Below are 16979 nucleotides of genomic sequence, written 5' to 3' on the forward strand. Positions count from 1 at the left end.
TTGAGACCATGCTTTTTGATAGAATTTGCCGCCCTACTTTCTGTTCGAGATCGTCATGAACTATCAATGCCCTCTATGCCACCAAGCTCTAGCGTTAAATGAAAAAACGTTTAAGTGCGAAAACAATCATCAGTTTGACTTAGCAAAAGAAGGCTACGTTAACTTGATGCCAGCGCACCACAAACGTTCTAAAGATCCTGGTGACAACAAAGAGATGATGCAAGCTCGTCGTCGATTCCTTGAAGGAGATTACTACAACCCAATGCGCCAAGAAGTGGCGCAGCTGTGTGCAACATACACTGAGGGGAGCACCCATCAATTATTAGATATTGGTTGTGGTGAAGGTTACTACACAGATCAAGTACAAAAGACGATAGAAACACAAGCGAACCATGCCACGATTTATGGCTTAGACATTTCCAAAGTTGCCATTCGTTACGCGGCGAAGCGTTACACGCACTGCAACTTTAGTGTGGCTTCTAGTCACCGACTTCCCTTCGCAAATAAATCCTTAGATGCCATTTTGCGCATTTATGCCCCGTGTAAAGCTGAGGAGCTGCAGCGCGTTGTAAAAAACGACGGCGTTGTTGTCACGGTTACTCCTGCTAGCCGCCACTTATACCAACTGCGTGAGCGCATTTATCAAGAAGTTCGTCTTCACAATGAAGAACCAGAACATATTGAAGGGTTTGAATTAGAGCACCAGCAGCATCTTAACTATGTTATGGACTTGAAAAACGGAGCCGCAATCGATTTATTGCAAATGACGCCATTCGCATGGAAAGCAACCGATGCTCTTCGTGAAGAGTTGAAATCCGCTACACTTTTCCAATGTGAGGCTGATTTTATGTTGCGTGTATATCGCAAAAAAACACTCAATTAATAAGTCAAAAAAAAACAACAAACGCAAATAGTTATCATTTATATTGATTCATTGCTCAGCCTCCATTAATATCATCCGGACATTTTTGGAGGCTTTTCAATGCGCTTTTCTACTTTGAGCTTGCTCTTTGCAGGCTTACTTACTGGTTGCTCTTCATATACGCACACCAACTCTCACGCAACCTCAGCGGAAGTCACTAGTTTTTACGACTATCAACTATACACCCCTTCTGGCGAGCACATCGCTCTAAGCAAACTGCCAATTGAGCTGCAACAAGCAGATGTCATTCTTATTGGTGAATGGCACACACACGCCGGCGTTCATCGCTTTCAAACCGATATGCTCAAACAACTTACGTCCTACGACCGCTCACTCGCGTTATCTATGGAACAATTTACCCGCGACAAACAACCTGTTGTTGACGCTTACCTACGTGGGGAGATCGGCGAACAGTACTTAATGAAACAAGCCAACGCTTGGCCCAATTATGAAAGCGACTATCGCCCTCTCGTGGAGTTTGCTAAGCAGAAAAATCTCCCGGTCATTGCAGCAAATGCACCAAAGAGCATTGTCCGATGCATTGGTCGACAAGGGTTAGATTACATTAACAAGCTCGATGATGATCAGCGGATGTTCATTGCACAAGCCATCAACACTGGTAGTAGTCCGTACAAAGAAAAGTTCATGGCATCCATGCATCACGGTAAGCCAGAGCAGACGGAAAAACAGTTTGCAGCTCAAGTTACCTGGGATGAAACTATGGCGGAATCTATCGTTAGCTACCTAGACGACAACCCAGGCGCTCAGGTTGTCCATGTTGCAGGCAAGTTTCACACCGAGCAAGGGTTGGGTACGGCAGCATCAATCTTAAGCCGCAGCCCGAGCTTAAAAGTGGTTGTAATTAGCCCAACAGATAACGTGCTTTCTGATAATACAGACTATCAGTTAGAGGTTCTCGCACCACCAGTACGGTATGTACAAGATGCTCACCGCATGGCGGCATATCAACATCTAACTAAACGCAATAACGATCTTCAATGTAAGTAGCTGGTCTTCAATTTAAGTTACTACCTTGCCGTTGCGTTGCATCATCACACCGCTCCGAGTTCATCGAGTGACAAGGGTCTGCTTCCTGCTGGTCTATTTTTTGCTAATGATCACCAATAGAAACTAGAAGCGGCAAAAGCAGACCTGTTTTTATCCAAATAGCTTCAGAAATAAACTTTGCCGCCGATAAAAATATAACTGCTTTTTACCCGCACTCAGTGACCGAGTGTCGATGTTCCAAGGAGTATTCGATGAATCCAGTAGGAAGCACTTCTGTTAATAGCTATGCCAAACAATCTGTCGTCTCTAAACAAGCAAGTATTGCACAAGAAGAAACTAGTGCTTCGCCGCTGAAAGTCGAACACAATAAGGTGACGCTTTCGACCGAAGGCAAAGCGCTACTTGCCGCTCTGCAACAAATCGAGCACGACAGCAAGAAAATAGAAGCAGAAGATAAATCTGTTGGTGAAAAGGTCGAATCTTTCACGCATGGTGCGCTTGGCATGGATCACCCCGATAAAATCGAGAAAGAAGAGGATGGCTCATATTCTGCGGGTCAATACCTTTCTGCGGCACTTACCGTTGGTGGCATCATACTGGCATTAGTCTGATAACCAGTCTGATAATCATCACGACAACAAATCCTATTTGAACCAAACACTTACTGCAGCCCATAATTTAATAAGCCAAAGAACGATATGATGCAAACGTAAGTGAATTCGACCGCTCTTGTGGCCCGATAATACATGCTCGTTTATTGCTCCCTAAACTAGGTTTCTTGTGAAAGCACTGAATGGATAACTTTAGTCCATGCTTTCAACTCCTAAGCGTAATCCAAGCCCACGTTTGTGGGCTTTCTTCTTTCCAAACTAACGAACGTTAGAGAGCGACTCATTTTTTCTGCAAAACCAAACAAAAACGACAATTTGGTTAAACTTTTATTACCGACACAAAACCTTCATAAATCATTGCTTTAATGCCTGCGCTTTCAATAAACAAGGAAAATATAATGAAGCGCTTAGTATCTCCAATCGTTACGGCAGTGGCTGCATCTACCCTCTCTTTCAACGCACTCTCAGCTGAAATCAAAAACGTCATTTTGATGATCGGCGACGGCATGGGTCCTCAACAAGTTGGTTTACTCGAGACCTACGCAAAACACGCACCTAACTCGGTTTACAAAGGCGAAAGCACAGCGTTATACAAACTCGCTCAAGAAGGTGTGATTGGATCATCACTGACCAATCCAGAAGACGCAATTGTCGTCGACTCTGCGTGCTCAGCTACGATGCTAGCGACAGGAATCCCTACCGCTTCTGAAGTCATTGGCATTGATAGCCAAGGCAACCATGTCGAAACTATTTTAGAAAAAGCCAAAAGTAAAGGTAAAGCAACTGGGCTCGTCTCTGATACGCGTATGACCCACGCAACGCCAGCAGCATTTGCCGCTCATCAACCACATCGCTCCCTAGAAAACAGTATTGCGGCGGATATGCTCGAAACAGGCGTAGACGTGATGATGTCTGGGGGACTTCGTCATTGGATTCCAAAGTCGACAAACGACAAGGGAGAGACATACGAGCAGCTTGAAAAGCTCACTGAAGGAAATGTCTACCTAAAATCGAAACGCAAAGACGAACGCAACTTGCTTACTGAGGCGCAAGACCAAGGTTACAACCTGGCTTTCAGCCGCGATATGCTCACACAAGCTAAAGGTGACAAATTACTTGGACTTTTTGCTTACTCGGGCATGAACGATGGTATTGCCTACAGTCAAAGCAAAAACGATCCAAAACGCACGCAGCCATCGCTGAAAGAAATGACCACCAAAGCAATCGACATTCTTTCAAAAGACAAAGACGGTTTTTTCTTGATGGTTGAAGGCGGCCAAATTGACTGGGCTGGCCACAGTAACGATGCAGGTACGATGCTGCATGAAATGCTTAAATTCGATGAAGCGGTAAACTCAGTTTATGAGTGGGCAAAAGGCCGTGATGACACCCTGATCATTGTTACTGCTGACCACGAAACCGGCTCTTTTGGCTTTAGCTACTCATCAGCAAACTTGCCTAAACCACAAAAACGCGACGGCGAAGCATTCAAAAATCAGGATTACGCGCCAAACTTCAACTTTGGTCAGTTCGAGATCCTCGATGGTTTATACAACCAAAAGAAAAGTTACTACGGCATGATCAGTGAATTCCAAGCGCTTGATAAGAAAGAGCAAACTCCAGAGAAGTTTGCGGAAGTCGTGAACGCAAATAGCGATTTTTCTATTACGCCTGAACAAGCAGAACGCGTATTAGCAAGTAAACCAAATCCATACCGACTCGCTGGACACAAATACTTAAGCGAAGAGAACGTACCGACAATCAATGACTTTGATGCTTTCTTTCCTTACAACGACCGTGGCAACTTGCTAGCGCGTGAGCATGCAACAAAGCAAAACACAGTATGGGGGACGGGTACTCATACGCATACTCCTGTCAACGTATTTGCTTGGGGACCTGCAGAAACTATCCTTCCAGTATCAAAAATCATGCACCACTCGCAACTAGGCGAGTACTTGAAGCAACAAATTAAATAATCAACTTGCACTTACTTCACAACTCGTGATGTTTCAACGCTCTCGCAAGGGAGCGTTTTTTTATGCATGAAAACAGTTGACGTTTTAAATCGTACACCACAATAATTATGGGTCTTTAATTATATGAATAAAGAAAATGTGCGAAATCTTTGCTAAGCAACCCCAAGACAACTATCAGTTCATCACCCGCTCTATCCGTATTGATGGTCACGCGACCAGTGTAAAACTTGAAGCGAGCTTTTGGACAATTCTTGAGGAAATCGCTAGTGCTCAAAACATGACGGTTCCTAAATTCATAAGCACTGTTTATCAAGAAGCACTCGAATACAATGGTGAAGTGAACAACTTTGCCTCCTTACTTCGATGCGCTTGCCTCACTTACGCCCGCCAACCTCAAGAGACCACTCGTCAAGCACTTGCGCAACTTAACAGTTAATAGCAACCAACCGACCAATAACCATCCTAGGCTATGCATCCGTATTATAAACCCTTGAGCATCTTCTAATTTGTCGTACTAGAGTACTACCCAGACTCCTTTTGAAATCGCTAACCTGTGCGGACTATCAAGGAGTACCTATGACAAAAATGATTCACACCATGATCCGAGTAAGTGATCTGGACCGCTCTCTACAATTTTACTGTGACGTACTTGAACTAGAAGTCGCTGATCAATACATCTTTGATGGCTTTTCTCTAACCTATCTAGCCAACCAAGAAACTGGCTTTGAATTGGAACTGACGCACAATCACGACCAAAGTGAGCCCTACACTCACGGCTCAGGTTACGGCCACCTTGCCGTCAGCGTGGAGGACATTGAACAAGCCCACAAACGCATTAAATCTCTCGGCATTGAAACTGGTGACATCAAAGCCTTTGACCATCAACAAAAGCATTTAGCAACGTTCTTTTTTGTAACCGACCCTGATGGTTACAAAATTGAGTTCCTGCAACGCCAAGGGCGTTACCTATAACAAAAAGAGTAAACATTATGATTCACTTGACGGCTACCTTTCATGCACAACCGGGAAAAGAACAAGAGTTGAAAGAGGTACTTACCCGAGCGCTTGAACCTACTCGCAATGAAGAAGGTTGTGTTCGTTATCAATTGTTCCAAGATAAAGACAATGCATGCCACTTCGTTTTTCAGGAGCAATTTAAAGACCAACAAGCATTTGAGCTTCATGGTAAAACAGAACACTTTGCTCTTTTGATTAGCCAGATCGACAACTTGTTAGAATGCGAGCCGAAACTGGTGTTCTTTAACGAACTGTAACTATAGCGCTAACCGAAGATCAAAAAAGGCACTCTATCTAGAGTGCCTTTCACTAGTTGGGATCTGTGATTAAGCGTCTTGCTTCTCCACCATATGCAAATGCACATCTTGTTGTGGGAAAGGAATCGAAATACCTTCTCGGTCGAAGCGTAGTTTCACTTCTTTAGTCACATCCCAGTATACATCCCAGTAATCATCCGTTTTTACCCAAGGGCGCACAATAAAATCTACAGAAGACGTATTTAATGTATGAACTTTGATCATTGGCTCTGGAGTGCGAAGTACCGACGGGTGAGAGGTAATGATATCAGACAATACTGACTCCGCTTTTAAGAGGTCATCCGCATAGCCAATGCCAAACACCATATCCACGCGGCGAATGCGTTCATGCGTGACGTTCTTAATAACATCTCCCCAGATTTTGCTGTTAGGAACAATAATAATTTGGTTATCAAATGTACGGATTGTGGTGTTCACCAAACTCATATGGCTTACCTTGCCATCCACACCGCCAGCATACACAAAATCACCAACATCAAATGGGCGATAAATAAGCAGCATCATACCCGCCGCGAAGTTGGATAACGTGTCTTGCAACGCGAAACCAATAATCACACCAGCAATACCGAAACCGGTTAGGATTGGCGCTAGGTTCAAACCAAGCTGAGATAAGCCCACCATGATACCGATCACCCACACGAATTTGCCGGACATCGAGATAAAGAAGTCCTGCATCAAGTGGGAAAGTTTTAAGTTTTTCGATGCAACTGCTTTACGGACGACTTTGCGAGTTAACTTAGCCAGTCCGCGAGCGATCAATAAAATCAGCGCAAAAACAAACAACTGGAAGATATGCTGCGGTGCATTCTCGGCAAACCAATCCAGTGCCGAGTTGGACCAGTGACTCAGTATTGACCACACAACTTTGGTATTCAGTAAATCATGGGTGATATTACCCGTCACTTCAAAAATTTGGCGTTTGTATTCAGACGTTTCTAAACCGACTTTATCACCAATTGAAATCAGGTTGCGTAAGCTTTCTGTCGCAATATTTAGCCTTTGTTTAGTAATGAGCTGACTAAGTTGCAACGACGCTTTTTCCGACTCTGGGCTAGACGAAAGTTGGGAGCCAATGATCTCACTTTGCTGACTCAAGTACTCAATTGAAGCAGACAGTAAGCGCATACGTTTATCAATTTTATCTTTTAGTTCCGCTTCTGCGCGCTCGTTTTGGGCCCCTAGCTCCTTCAACCAAGCGAGATTTTGCCAGCTCGAATCGAAGCTAACATCAAGATAACGCTGTAGCTCTCGATAATCATTAACAAGAGCAAGCTTCTCTTCATCCTTAGCCTTATTTAAATCCTCGACGACTTTCTTTATTTTTTCCGATAGATAGTTCGTCGCGTCCTCAGAGTATTGTTCTTGTTTTTTAACTAGCAAGATCAGCTTGTCGCGAGAGATAGTTTCACGTTCAATCGCTGACGCTAACTGGCTTCTTAATTCTTCATTCTTTTGGAATAGTTGCAGTTGAAGGGCATCACGCTCGTCGCCACTCGCTTGCGAGAGGCTTTGGGATAAACCCACAATCTCTCGGTTCAAGTTGTCAATCGAGATTTCGGCAGCAGAAGGCTCTTGGATATCGTCAGTAGCAGTCGCATGAACAGCCATTGGGGAGAACATAATGACGGCAAGTGCGAATAATGTCACCCAAGATGTCAGGCGCAGTTTCTGGGGGAAATGAAACGTCATGTTTACCTCATAGGGAACAATCCTGATCAAAACAATCAGAAATAGAAGTGTAAAGCGTTGAAATCATACTCCTAAGTTTACAACACTAAATAATAAACTGAGCAGCATTTCGTTAGCGAGACGTCAAAGTTGGGAGCCCCAATAGCAAACAAGCCTTTCATTTAATCAATGAAAGGCTTGTTTTTATTCGACTAAGGACGGTTGGGATGATTTAAAATATGGTCTTCCCAATCCACCACATCAATCTCGTAAACAACTTTGTTACGGACACTTTCCCCTGCCGCATGCATTGCGGACTTAGAGCCGGTAATCAACGGATGCCATTCTGGTAAAGGCTGCTTTTCAGCCAACAGACGGTAAGCGCACGTGTGTGGCAGCCAAGTAAAATCGTCAATGTCTTCTCGGGTCAGCTTGGTGCACTCTTCACCCGAAGTGAAACGGTTTGGGTAATCCTTACACGAACACGTTTTACTGTTCAGCCAGCTACAAGCCACATTGGTATAGTAGATTTCATCGGTATCTTCATCCATAAGCTTATGCAAACAACATTTGCCACAACCATCACAGAGAGATTCCCATTCCTCTTCTGTCATCTGCTCTAACGATTTACTTTGCCAAAATGGAGTGCTCATACTTCAAGTCTCACCAAGGGAATTTAGGGGGCGATTTATACTCTTCTCAACGCAAAAGTTCAAGTTTTGAGAAGATCTTGCATCCTTCCCACATAACGGTGGAGATATTCAACTACTTTCGTTTTACTGTTCTATCCTTAAACAAGTTTCCATTACTCAATTGATCAAGAAGGCATTAAGGAGTTTTCATGGGTATTATTTCTTGGATTATTTTGGGCTTAATCGCCGGCGCACTTGCTAAATGGCTCATGCCAGGAAAAGATGGGGGCGGTTGGATTGCAACAATGTTACTTGGTATTGCTGGGGCATTTGTAGGTGGCTTCCTTGGCGGCATTCTCGGTTTCGGCGGAGCAACTGGCGTCAACATTGGTAGTATCATTACCGCAACACTAGGCGCATTTATTCTGTTGTTTGTTTATAACCGTTTCTTAAAATAATCACGATGATTTAAAAGCAAAAAACCAAAAAGGGAGCGTAATGTTAAGCGCGCCCTTTTATTTTTTTCTTTCTTCACTCTTCCAATCCACGTCAAAATGACCATAATTGCCCCCTTAATTTTTAAGAGGTTTACATTATGGATTGTCGATTAGGATGTGGAGCGTGCTGTATTGCGCCAAGTATCTCTTCACCAATACCTGGAATGCCCAAGGGCAAACCTGCAGGAGTTCGTTGTGTGCAACTCAACGACGACAATTTGTGCAAGCTATTTGGTAAGCCTGAACGCCCCAAAGTCTGTCACGATTTTAAACCGTGTCCGATTGTATGCGGCAACACCAATCAAGAAGCACTCGACAACATCACTGAATTAGAACAATTGACGTAACGCGACTCTAGACCACACGTTTAAAGTTAGTACCTCGGTTGTTTCTCTCCGAGGCAGTAATCAAAGCAAACTCAAGATTTAGCACTCCCCCTCAGCCTTTTATCTCACCCTTGAGAACTCTTGCCACATAGCGTTCCATTTGCGGTTTTTGCGCGATCTCCCTCACAATTTATTGACAATTCTCGACTATGTTCAGCGGGTCATTTAATTAAAGATCAGGAAAGAACATGAATAAGTATTTGGCTGAGGCTTTTGGCACGTTCTGGCTAGTGTTAGGCGGCTGTGGTAGCGCGGTGTTGGCTGCGGGTTTCCCTGAAGTGGGTATTGGTCTGTTGGGCGTTTCTTTGGCATTCGGTTTAACCGTTCTGACGATGGCATTTGCTATCGGTCATATTTCAGGTTGTCACTTGAACCCTGCAGTGACAGTTGGCCTTTGGACTGGCGGTCGTTTTGAGACAAAAGACGTTGCTCCCTACATCATCTCACAGGTTATCGGCGGGCTTATCGCAGGTGGCGTGCTTTACGTTATTGCATCTGGACAAGCAGGATTCGATGTTGTGGGTTCTGGCTTTGCCGCCAATGGTTATGGTGAACACTCTCCAGGCCAATACTCGATGATCGCTGCACTTGTGACTGAAGTTGTCATGACGATGATGTTCCTGATTGTCATTATGGGTGCAACAGACAAACGTGCGCCACAAGGCTTTGCACCTATCGCAATTGGCCTGTGTTTGACTCTCATTCACCTGATCAGCATTCCTGTCACCAATACGTCAGTAAACCCTGCTCGTAGCACGGCAGTCGCAGTATATGTGGGTGACTGGGCGGTTTCTCAGCTATGGCTGTTCTGGATTGCTCCTATTGTGGGTGGCGTGTTTGGTGCGGTTATCTACAAAAATCTTCTTGGTAAAGAATCGAACGATTAATCGTTCCTAACTCCCAAAATCAAAAAAGCCGCTGAATTCAGCGGCTTTTTATTAAATTCTGTGTCGACCTAATAGCGAATGTGACAACGTCGTGCCATCAACAAGCTCTAGCTCCCCACCGACAGGCACACCATGCGCGATGCGGCTGGCATCAACTTGGTGCTCTTTACATAGCTCTGCGATGTAGTGGGCAGTGGCTTCACCTTCAACTGTTGGGTTTGTCGCCAAAATCACTTCGGTAATATCACCGCGACGTAAGCGGTAATCAAGGACATCCAATCCAATATCACTTGGACCAATACCATCTAATGGCGACAAATGCCCCATAAGAACAAAATACCGACCAGAATATTGGCCTGTTGCTTCAACGGCTGCGATGTCTGCCGGGCTTTCTACCACACAAATTTGACCATTTTCTTGGCGTTTTGGGTTGGTACAAATGTGACAGACTTCTTCTTCGGTGAAGGTTCGACACTCAGTACAATGACCTATTTCTGTCATTGCCTGACTCAGCGCATCTGCAAGCTGCAAACCGCCTTTTCTATCGCGCTGTAACAAATGAAACGCCATACGCTGCGCTGACTTGGGGCCAACCCCAGGTAGACAACGTAAGGCCTCCATCAATTGCTCCAGCATATGACTGGTACGCATTAAAAGTCCGCTTAATTAAATATCAGCAGATTAGAATGGCATTTTCATGCCTGGTGGTAGTTGCATACCGCCAGTTACAGAAGCCATTTTCTCTTTTTGAGTTTCTTCAACACGACGGGCTGCATCGTTGAACGCCGCAGCGATCAGATCTTCAAGCATTTCTTTGTCGTCTTCCATCAAACTTTCATCGATGTCAACACGACGTACGCTGTGACTACCAGTGATAGTAACTTTAACTAGGCCAGCACCAGACTCGCCAGTTACTTCCATATTCGCGATTTCTTCTTGAAGCTTTTGCATGCGATCTTGCATTTGCTGGGCTTGCTTCATTAGGTTGCCCATACCGCCTTTACCAAACATGTTTATCTCTCTGGTTTAATGAGGTGTTGCATCAATTAATGGGGTTATACCTTTGGGTTTTCAACCCCATTCCATTCGATTATTAGATAGGGCGCACACTATCTTTATCAAGCTCTGCAGCAAAACGACGTTCAATAAATTGAACATTTGGATCGTTTTCTAAACTGTTCAGCGCTTGCTGTAATTTCTCTTGGTAGAGCCTATCTCTCAGTTCAAGTGGTGTTTCTCCACTCTCCCCTATTTCGATGCTCATGTGGCACTCTTCACCTAACACGGTATTAAGTGCTTTGAGCAATTCGGCTTGAGCTCTATCAGTATTCAAATGAGCTTGGCTGCTTCTCAATAGTAACGAAACGGTTGCTCCTTCCTTACTATAATGAGAGTTTAGCGCAAGTTGCTCTACCAGCTTAGGGATCTCCATTAAGCTGATTAGCTTCGCCCATTCATTATGTTCTAATGACTCATCGATGAGCTTTTGTGCCATTTCAGGCGTTTTCTCATGCTCAAGTGCCTGCTTGAGCTGCGTAGGTGTCAGTTTTGTATTTACTTTTGTCTCAACAGGCTTGCTTGGACGCCAGCGATACGCTTCCTCAACTTGTGGCTCCGTCGACTTCGGAGCTAAGTTTGGCGACACCTGCGCGGAATTGCCATGCAATTGCGCTACTCGGTCGATAACCGATTCTGGTTGTGCAGATGCCGCTTTAGGCTTTTTTGAGCCACCATTTTGAGGAGTATTCTGTTGTAGGCCTTGACGCTGAGAACGTAATTGGTGACGTAAACCGCTTAGACCACCGCGCGCTGGTGTTGAAACGCTCTCTTGCATTTGTTGAGGTGGCGTTTCATGCTGCGGCGCTGGGTTTTCACTCATCGGCGGCGCCATATCATACTGTGGTGGAACCGTCTCATATCCACTCGCTTGATACTCAGGTTGCGAACTGGATGAAGGTTGAGGCGCCACTTGTGGTGTGCTTTGTGCTGGACTCGGCTGTTGAGCTCGAGGGGCAGCGGCGGTCTGAGCTGGCGCAGCCTTTGATTGACTGGCACTTTGAACTGGGGCTGAAGCTGATTCGCAGTTACTGGAAACAACATTTGCCCCACTGTTACTTGATGGGCGGAACGCCATCATACGCAGCACAATCATTTCCAGACCGACTCGCCCATTTGGCGAGAGAGTCAAATCTTCACGACCTTTCAATGCAATTTGGTAGTAAAGCTGAACGTCTTGCGGACTTAGTGCTTTACTCAACAACTCGATTTTTTCTGCATCTGGCTGCGCTCGGTCTAGCGACGCTGGCAGCGCTTGATACATCGCAATTCGATGAAGCTGTGTTGCGACTTGCTGCAACAAACCATCCCACTCAACACCATTTGCTGCTAATTGCTGGATTTTATCCATGGCTTGTTGAGGTTGCTTGCTGCTGATTGACTCTAGTAAGTGAATCGCTTGGTCGGTATCAATCGTCCCCAACATGTGGCTGACAATATCGGTTTGCACCGCACCGTTACCTAATGCAATTGCTTGATCAGTCAAGCTGAGAGCATCACGCATACTGCCATCTGCAGCATGTGAGATCATACCCAACGCTTTTGGCTCTGCTGAAACTTGCTCTTGACCTAGGATGTAATCAAGTTGCTGGTGAATCTCATCAACGCTGATTGGTTTCAGATGAAACTGAAGACAACGCGACAATATAGTGACAGGCAGCTTTTGTGGATCAGTTGTTGCGAGTAAGAACTTCACATACTCTGGCGGCTCTTCCAGGGTTTTCAACAACGCGTTGAAAGAGTGACGCGATAGCATGTGCACCTCATCGATGAGGTACACTTTAAAACGTCCACGAGCAGGTTTGTATTGAACGTTGTCTAACAGTTCACGAGTGTCTTCAACTTTAGTACGTGATGCTGCGTCGATTTCAAGAAGATCGACAAAGCGACCTTCATCAATTTCACGACAAGTATCACACTTACCACAAGGTGTCGCGGTAATGCCGGTTTCGCAGTTCAAGCCTTTGGCAAACAGCCTACCGATACTCGTTTTACCCACACCACGAGTCCCGCTGAACAGATAAGCATGGTGTAAACGGTTTTGCGCCAGTGCGTTTTCCAACGCCGTCAGGACATGTTTTTGTCCGACAACTTGGTCAAACTGATTAGGACGCCATTTTCGCGCTAAAGCTAAATAACTCATTGAATGTATTAATGTCCTTCAAAATCGCAGATGCTGTACACGTTTAGACCTAGTGCTTCTAAACGTTTATCGCCACCGATTTCTGGTAGGTTGATAACGAACGCAGCGTGCTCAACTTCACCACCCAGTTGGCGAATCAGCTTAGTCGTCGCTTCAATAGTACCGCCCGTTGCCAATAAATCGTCGACAACCAGTACTTTGTCGCCTTCAACGATGGCATCTGTATGGATTTCTAGTGTATCAACGCCGTATTCAAGCTCATAAGATTGAGCAACAGTAGGACGTGGTAGCTTGCCTGGTTTACGCACTGGTACAAAACCAACACCTAGCTCAAGCGCTAAAGGCGCGCCAAATAGAAAGCCACGAGCTTCCGTACCCACAACCTTGGTAAAGCCCATATCTTTGTAACGTTCAACAAGTAAGTTGATCGTCGCTTGGTATGCTTTTGCGTCTTCAAGAAGGCTCGTCACATCACGAAATAGAATGCCTGGCTTTGGGTAGTCTTGGATGCTTTTGATGCTAGATTTGATCAGTGAAATTGTTTCTGTAGTCATAATACCGATTTACTTAGATTGGCTCATCGCCCTCTCTAATCGCAGTATCACGAGGGCAACGAACAATAGGTTTTCACCACTATGTGCTTATTTTCGTAAAAGTCACAGGCGCTGAAAATACAAACGCCCACTCGAAGAGCGGGCACACTATTCTCTACAATCTTAGTGATTTTCTTCTCGGTCAGCAACCAACTCAATCACAGGCAGACGCATAAACCAGCTGAGTAAAACGATTAGCATCACTAAAAGACCAATTTTTACCCAAACGAGGGGGACAACAACGATTGAAACCATGAAACTAAGCGCAATAAAAATCGCACCACGCTTTTTTACTTTTGAAGTAACAGCCCGATGCTTATGCCAATTGTCGAGAATGGGTCCAAACGTTTTGTGGTTATGTAACCATTGATGAAATGCGGGGCTACCACGCATAAAACATGCGCTAGCAAGCAAAATAAAAGGTGTGGTGGGTAACAGTGGAAGGGCTATGCCGGCTATGCCGGCTATGCCGAGCACAATACAGAGTCCACCAACAGTATTGAAAAAGTAACGCTTAATACGAATGGTGAACTCCGGTACAAAATAGCTAGATTAAAAGCCTGCGTAACCATTCATTACACGAAGCCAGGTTAGCGTTGCAGGAAGTGTTGGGATCAAAAGAACTGCAATAAAACCTAAAAAGTAAAAAATATTATAAGGCTCTTTAAAATCTTTGTCTGCCATGATGTGTCTTCTCACTAGTTGACTTTGCTTCTCCCAAGGCACAGCGTTAAATTATCGTTGCACAAATGGGTCATTATTGTTTTAAGCGCTGACTATACATTAAACAGCCAAATCTAAACACCAGTAAAAAGTAAGGTTATTAAACTAAACGTATGTTGTGTTGGTGGTTCTAAAAAGATAATAAGCAGCGTAAGGACGCTGCTTATTGGTTTGCAAGTCATAATTATACTAGTCGGGATTTCCGGGTAATACTTAAACTAAAACTTGAAGAACCTAAACACCCGATAGATAACTGTCCTGCAACACTAAGCGGTAAATCGCGGGTGATGAAGTTTTTCATACTTCCTCCCCCTAAACGGTTACCTGCTGCGATGTGTTGATTCGTATTTCCGTCAGACCAATGGCTATCTAAACCCGCAGGCAATATAGAGACCGAGGATGAAGCGAGGTCGGCGACACCAAACACAGCATTGACTGCACCCGCACACTCCGAACACTCAATTCCTTTTTCAATGATCCCTACCATGTCCTTGAGATCAGCACTGAAACTTTTCAAGTTACGGAGATAGTCGTCAAACAATGCCCTAACGAGCAATGTCGTCGCAACTCCATCATTAGCTTGAGAAGCAGAATCAACTAGATAAAACGCAAATTGACCATTCATTAACCAACGATAATCGAAAACCAAGGGCATCACATCCGTTGATTGCAATAAACGGTACGAGCAGCGCCAATCTCCCTGAGCAGCATCCTTCTCTGGCAATAGCGCTTGCAGTAAATCTCTTGCCGCACTCGGATTCTGTTGTAAATATTCCAGATGCCAATATAGCTCTTGTTCATCTGGGATTTCACCACCATCATCAACCCTGAACCACTGACTTGAAAAGTCACGTTGTTCTGAGAAGTGGCTATCGGTATCTTCTAGCGTATTCTCTATCGCCTGAGATAGGTGCTCATAATTACCTATCGGTTTAGGAAGAAAATCTTTAATACCAAATCGCAACGCTTTCGCGACATCGGACATTTCATCCGTGCCTGATACCACGATAAGCGGCATATATGGGTATTCGAGACTAACTTCTTCGACGAACTCGATACCATCTAAGACCGGCATCGATAAATCACATAAGATAAGATCGGGTTGGCATTCCCTGAGTTGTTGAAGCGCTTCTAGGCCGTTTTCTGCTTCTACTACTTTAAAACCCTGACTTTCTAAATAGGCATTGGTTACTTTACGAAATATTGGATCATCGTCCACCAACATTATTAGTTTTTGATTAATCACTTCCTGTGCCGAGACCATTGCCGTTTGACTGTGAGTCTTAAACATACCTTTATCCCTCACAAAGCTCAGTCAAAAAAACAGATTTATTATTAAGTCATTATTTTTGTTGTGTTTACTTCCAGCAAAACGTGTCACAGCAAGACCTGAGGCCGCTTTGCCTTGTTATAAAACTTAGCTCGGAAACTGCATTAATACAAATATTACGGCGTATAACAGTATTTACTCAAACAGGGTTGCTGTGTTCAAATGATGCAACATGTTGACTTAAAGCAAGCTTTGATCACAAAGTTAATTATAAATTAACCGTAATCGGTAATTTAATGTGTCTGGAAATATGAAATTAGATGACTTAAACCTGTTTCGACTGGTTGTCGAAAATGGGAGCTACACCGCAACTTCGCGAAAAACCATGATCCCGGTTGCGACCATCACCCGACGCATTCAAGCGCTAGAAGACTCTGTCAATCTTCGACTATTGAACCGTCATGCTCGCAAACTCTCGCTCACTGAAGCAGGGGAACGTTTTTACCATGAGTGCTCTCCTTTACTACAAAGGCTAACAACCGCAGCAGAGGAAATCACTGACGACTGCCGAGGAGCATCCGGCAAGATTAAGATATCCGCGCCTTATAACTTAACTAAACGAATGATGATGCCGATGTTCAACAGCTTTATGAAGCAGTACCCGGACATCAACATTGAGCTAACGACAGAGAATAATGCGGACAAGCTTGACCCTACTGAATGGGATGTAATTTTTCGAGTGGGACCGCAACGCGACTCTAGCCTCATCGCGCGTAAGATTGGCGAAGTGAAGGATATTCTCGTTGCAAGCCCTGACTATCTAACCTCGAATCCTGCGCCACATCATGCAGAAGAGCTCTCTAACCATTCATTGCTAAAAGGGTACCCACTTATTAAGTGGACCTTGATTAATAGCAAAGGCGAGTCTGTGGTGAATGTTGATCGTGGTCGTTTTCAAGCAAACGCGCTCAATGTGGTGCGCAGCGCTTGTTCCGAAGGTTTAGGCATCACACTAATGCCAGATGTCATGATCAAAGAGTACATCGAGAGCGGCGATTTGGTACGCGTACTGCCAGATTGGAGTGCAAACCCGCGCGACATTTATATGCTTTACAACCACAAAGACCACCTGCCAGAGAAAGTTCGCCTCTTTATTGACTTTGTGATCGCTTATAACATTCACTAATTAAGTAGCGAAAGTAAATTACCACCTTCTAAAGAAGGTGGCTTTGTGTGAGCCCCCTAAAAGGGGGCCTTTGTTTAGTCCAGCGCC

General features: G+C 44.6%; 20 protein-coding genes. 11 read left to right on the forward strand and 9 right to left on the reverse strand.

The window, feature by feature from the left end; translation table 11 throughout:
• The first annotated feature begins 55 nt into the window (after positions 1 to 55).
• From rlmA to R7070_RS22530, 7 genes are all read left to right on the forward strand, one after another.
• Positions 56 to 883 (forward strand): 23S rRNA (guanine(745)-N(1))-methyltransferase, encoded by an 828-nt coding sequence (rlmA, locus tag R7070_RS22500; RefSeq protein WP_186584759.1) that lies wholly within the window; start codon positions 56 to 58, stop codon positions 881 to 883.
• A 99-nt stretch (positions 884 to 982) separates the two neighbouring features.
• Positions 983 to 1930, forward strand: coding sequence for a ChaN family lipoprotein (locus tag R7070_RS22505; RefSeq protein WP_186584757.1), 948 nt, complete (start codon positions 983 to 985; stop codon positions 1928 to 1930).
• A gap of 251 nt (positions 1931 to 2181) precedes the next feature.
• Complete coding sequence (locus tag R7070_RS22510) at positions 2182 to 2541, forward strand: hypothetical protein (protein WP_213866413.1); 360 nt, start codon at positions 2182 to 2184, stop codon at positions 2539 to 2541.
• A gap of 398 nt (positions 2542 to 2939) precedes the next feature.
• Entirely contained in the window at positions 2940 to 4517 is a 1578-nt protein-coding gene (locus tag R7070_RS22515; RefSeq protein ID WP_025767190.1) for an alkaline phosphatase, read from the forward strand.
• Positions 4518 to 4653: 136 nt separating this feature from the next.
• On the forward strand, positions 4654 to 4953 hold the full coding sequence (locus R7070_RS22520) for a ribbon-helix-helix domain-containing protein (protein WP_005384938.1): 300 nt from the start codon (positions 4654 to 4656) through the stop codon (positions 4951 to 4953).
• Positions 4954 to 5093: 140 nt separating this feature from the next.
• A complete protein-coding gene (locus R7070_RS22525; RefSeq protein ID WP_005380685.1) occupies positions 5094 to 5489 on the forward strand; it encodes a VOC family protein in 396 nt (131 codons plus the stop codon).
• A gap of 17 nt (positions 5490 to 5506) precedes the next feature.
• Positions 5507 to 5791, forward strand: a complete 285-nt coding sequence (locus R7070_RS22530; RefSeq protein WP_025767189.1) for a putative quinol monooxygenase — start codon at positions 5507 to 5509, stop codon at positions 5789 to 5791.
• A gap of 69 nt (positions 5792 to 5860) precedes the next feature.
• Here the strand turns inward: R7070_RS22530 and R7070_RS22535 are convergent, their stop codons facing one another.
• Together R7070_RS22535 and R7070_RS22540 are read right to left on the reverse strand one after the other, a co-directional pair.
• The gene (locus R7070_RS22535) at positions 5861 to 7540 is read right to left on the reverse strand and encodes a mechanosensitive ion channel domain-containing protein (RefSeq protein ID WP_256900702.1); all 1680 of its coding nucleotides are present in this window, start codon (positions 7538 to 7540) and stop codon (positions 5861 to 5863) included.
• A gap of 191 nt (positions 7541 to 7731) precedes the next feature.
• Positions 7732 to 8172 carry a YcgN family cysteine cluster protein gene (locus tag R7070_RS22540; RefSeq protein ID WP_005384948.1) on the reverse strand — a complete coding sequence of 147 codons (441 nt, stop codon included), beginning with the start codon at positions 8170 to 8172 and terminating at the stop codon, positions 7732 to 7734.
• A 188-nt stretch (positions 8173 to 8360) separates the two neighbouring features.
• Between R7070_RS22540 and R7070_RS22545 the strand changes: the two genes are divergently transcribed.
• From R7070_RS22545 to aqpZ, 3 genes are all read left to right on the forward strand, one after another.
• Entirely contained in the window at positions 8361 to 8609 is a 249-nt protein-coding gene (locus R7070_RS22545) for a GlsB/YeaQ/YmgE family stress response membrane protein (RefSeq protein WP_005380625.1), read from the forward strand.
• A 137-nt stretch (positions 8610 to 8746) separates the two neighbouring features.
• Entirely contained in the window at positions 8747 to 8995 is a 249-nt protein-coding gene (locus R7070_RS22550; RefSeq protein ID WP_017820793.1) for a YkgJ family cysteine cluster protein, read from the forward strand.
• Positions 8996 to 9222: 227 nt separating this feature from the next.
• Positions 9223 to 9921, forward strand: a complete 699-nt coding sequence (aqpZ, locus tag R7070_RS22555; protein ID WP_115386218.1) for an aquaporin Z — start codon at positions 9223 to 9225, stop codon at positions 9919 to 9921.
• Between the two features lie 51 nt (positions 9922 to 9972).
• On the opposite strand, the gene recR is transcribed toward aqpZ, so the two are convergent.
• The 7 genes from recR to R7070_RS22590 all read right to left on the reverse strand — a co-directional run bounded on the left by recR (position 9973) and on the right by R7070_RS22590 (position 15727).
• Positions 9973 to 10572, reverse strand: a complete 600-nt coding sequence (gene recR / locus R7070_RS22560; RefSeq protein WP_005380619.1) for a recombination mediator RecR — start codon at positions 10570 to 10572, stop codon at positions 9973 to 9975.
• A 30-nt stretch (positions 10573 to 10602) separates the two neighbouring features.
• Positions 10603 to 10932, reverse strand: a complete 330-nt coding sequence (locus R7070_RS22565; RefSeq protein ID WP_005380618.1) for a YbaB/EbfC family nucleoid-associated protein — start codon at positions 10930 to 10932, stop codon at positions 10603 to 10605.
• 82 nt (positions 10933 to 11014) lie between these two features.
• Complete coding sequence (gene dnaX, locus R7070_RS22570) at positions 11015 to 13120, reverse strand: DNA polymerase III subunit gamma/tau (RefSeq protein WP_256900703.1); 2106 nt, start codon at positions 13118 to 13120, stop codon at positions 11015 to 11017.
• An 8-nt stretch (positions 13121 to 13128) separates the two neighbouring features.
• Entirely contained in the window at positions 13129 to 13674 is a 546-nt protein-coding gene (apt, locus tag R7070_RS22575; RefSeq protein WP_005380615.1) for an adenine phosphoribosyltransferase, read from the reverse strand.
• A 162-nt stretch (positions 13675 to 13836) separates the two neighbouring features.
• Positions 13837 to 14232, reverse strand: a complete 396-nt coding sequence (locus R7070_RS22580) for a YbaN family protein (protein ID WP_318141304.1) — start codon at positions 14230 to 14232, stop codon at positions 13837 to 13839.
• A 33-nt stretch (positions 14233 to 14265) separates the two neighbouring features.
• Positions 14266 to 14397, reverse strand: coding sequence for a hypothetical protein (locus R7070_RS22585; RefSeq protein ID WP_005380608.1), 132 nt, complete (start codon positions 14395 to 14397; stop codon positions 14266 to 14268).
• Between the two features lie 223 nt (positions 14398 to 14620).
• Positions 14621 to 15727, reverse strand: a complete 1107-nt coding sequence (locus R7070_RS22590) for a response regulator (protein ID WP_005380606.1) — start codon at positions 15725 to 15727, stop codon at positions 14621 to 14623.
• A gap of 289 nt (positions 15728 to 16016) precedes the next feature.
• On the opposite strand from R7070_RS22590, the gene R7070_RS22595 reads away from it, so the two are divergent.
• Entirely contained in the window at positions 16017 to 16892 is an 876-nt protein-coding gene (locus tag R7070_RS22595; protein ID WP_005384959.1) for a LysR family transcriptional regulator, read from the forward strand.
• Positions 16893 to 16979 lie beyond the last annotated feature (87 nt).

Origin of the sequence: Vibrio sp. 1557, assembly GCF_033340175.1 — a bacterium.
GTDB lineage: Bacteria > Pseudomonadota > Gammaproteobacteria > Enterobacterales > Vibrionaceae > Vibrio > Vibrio alginolyticus.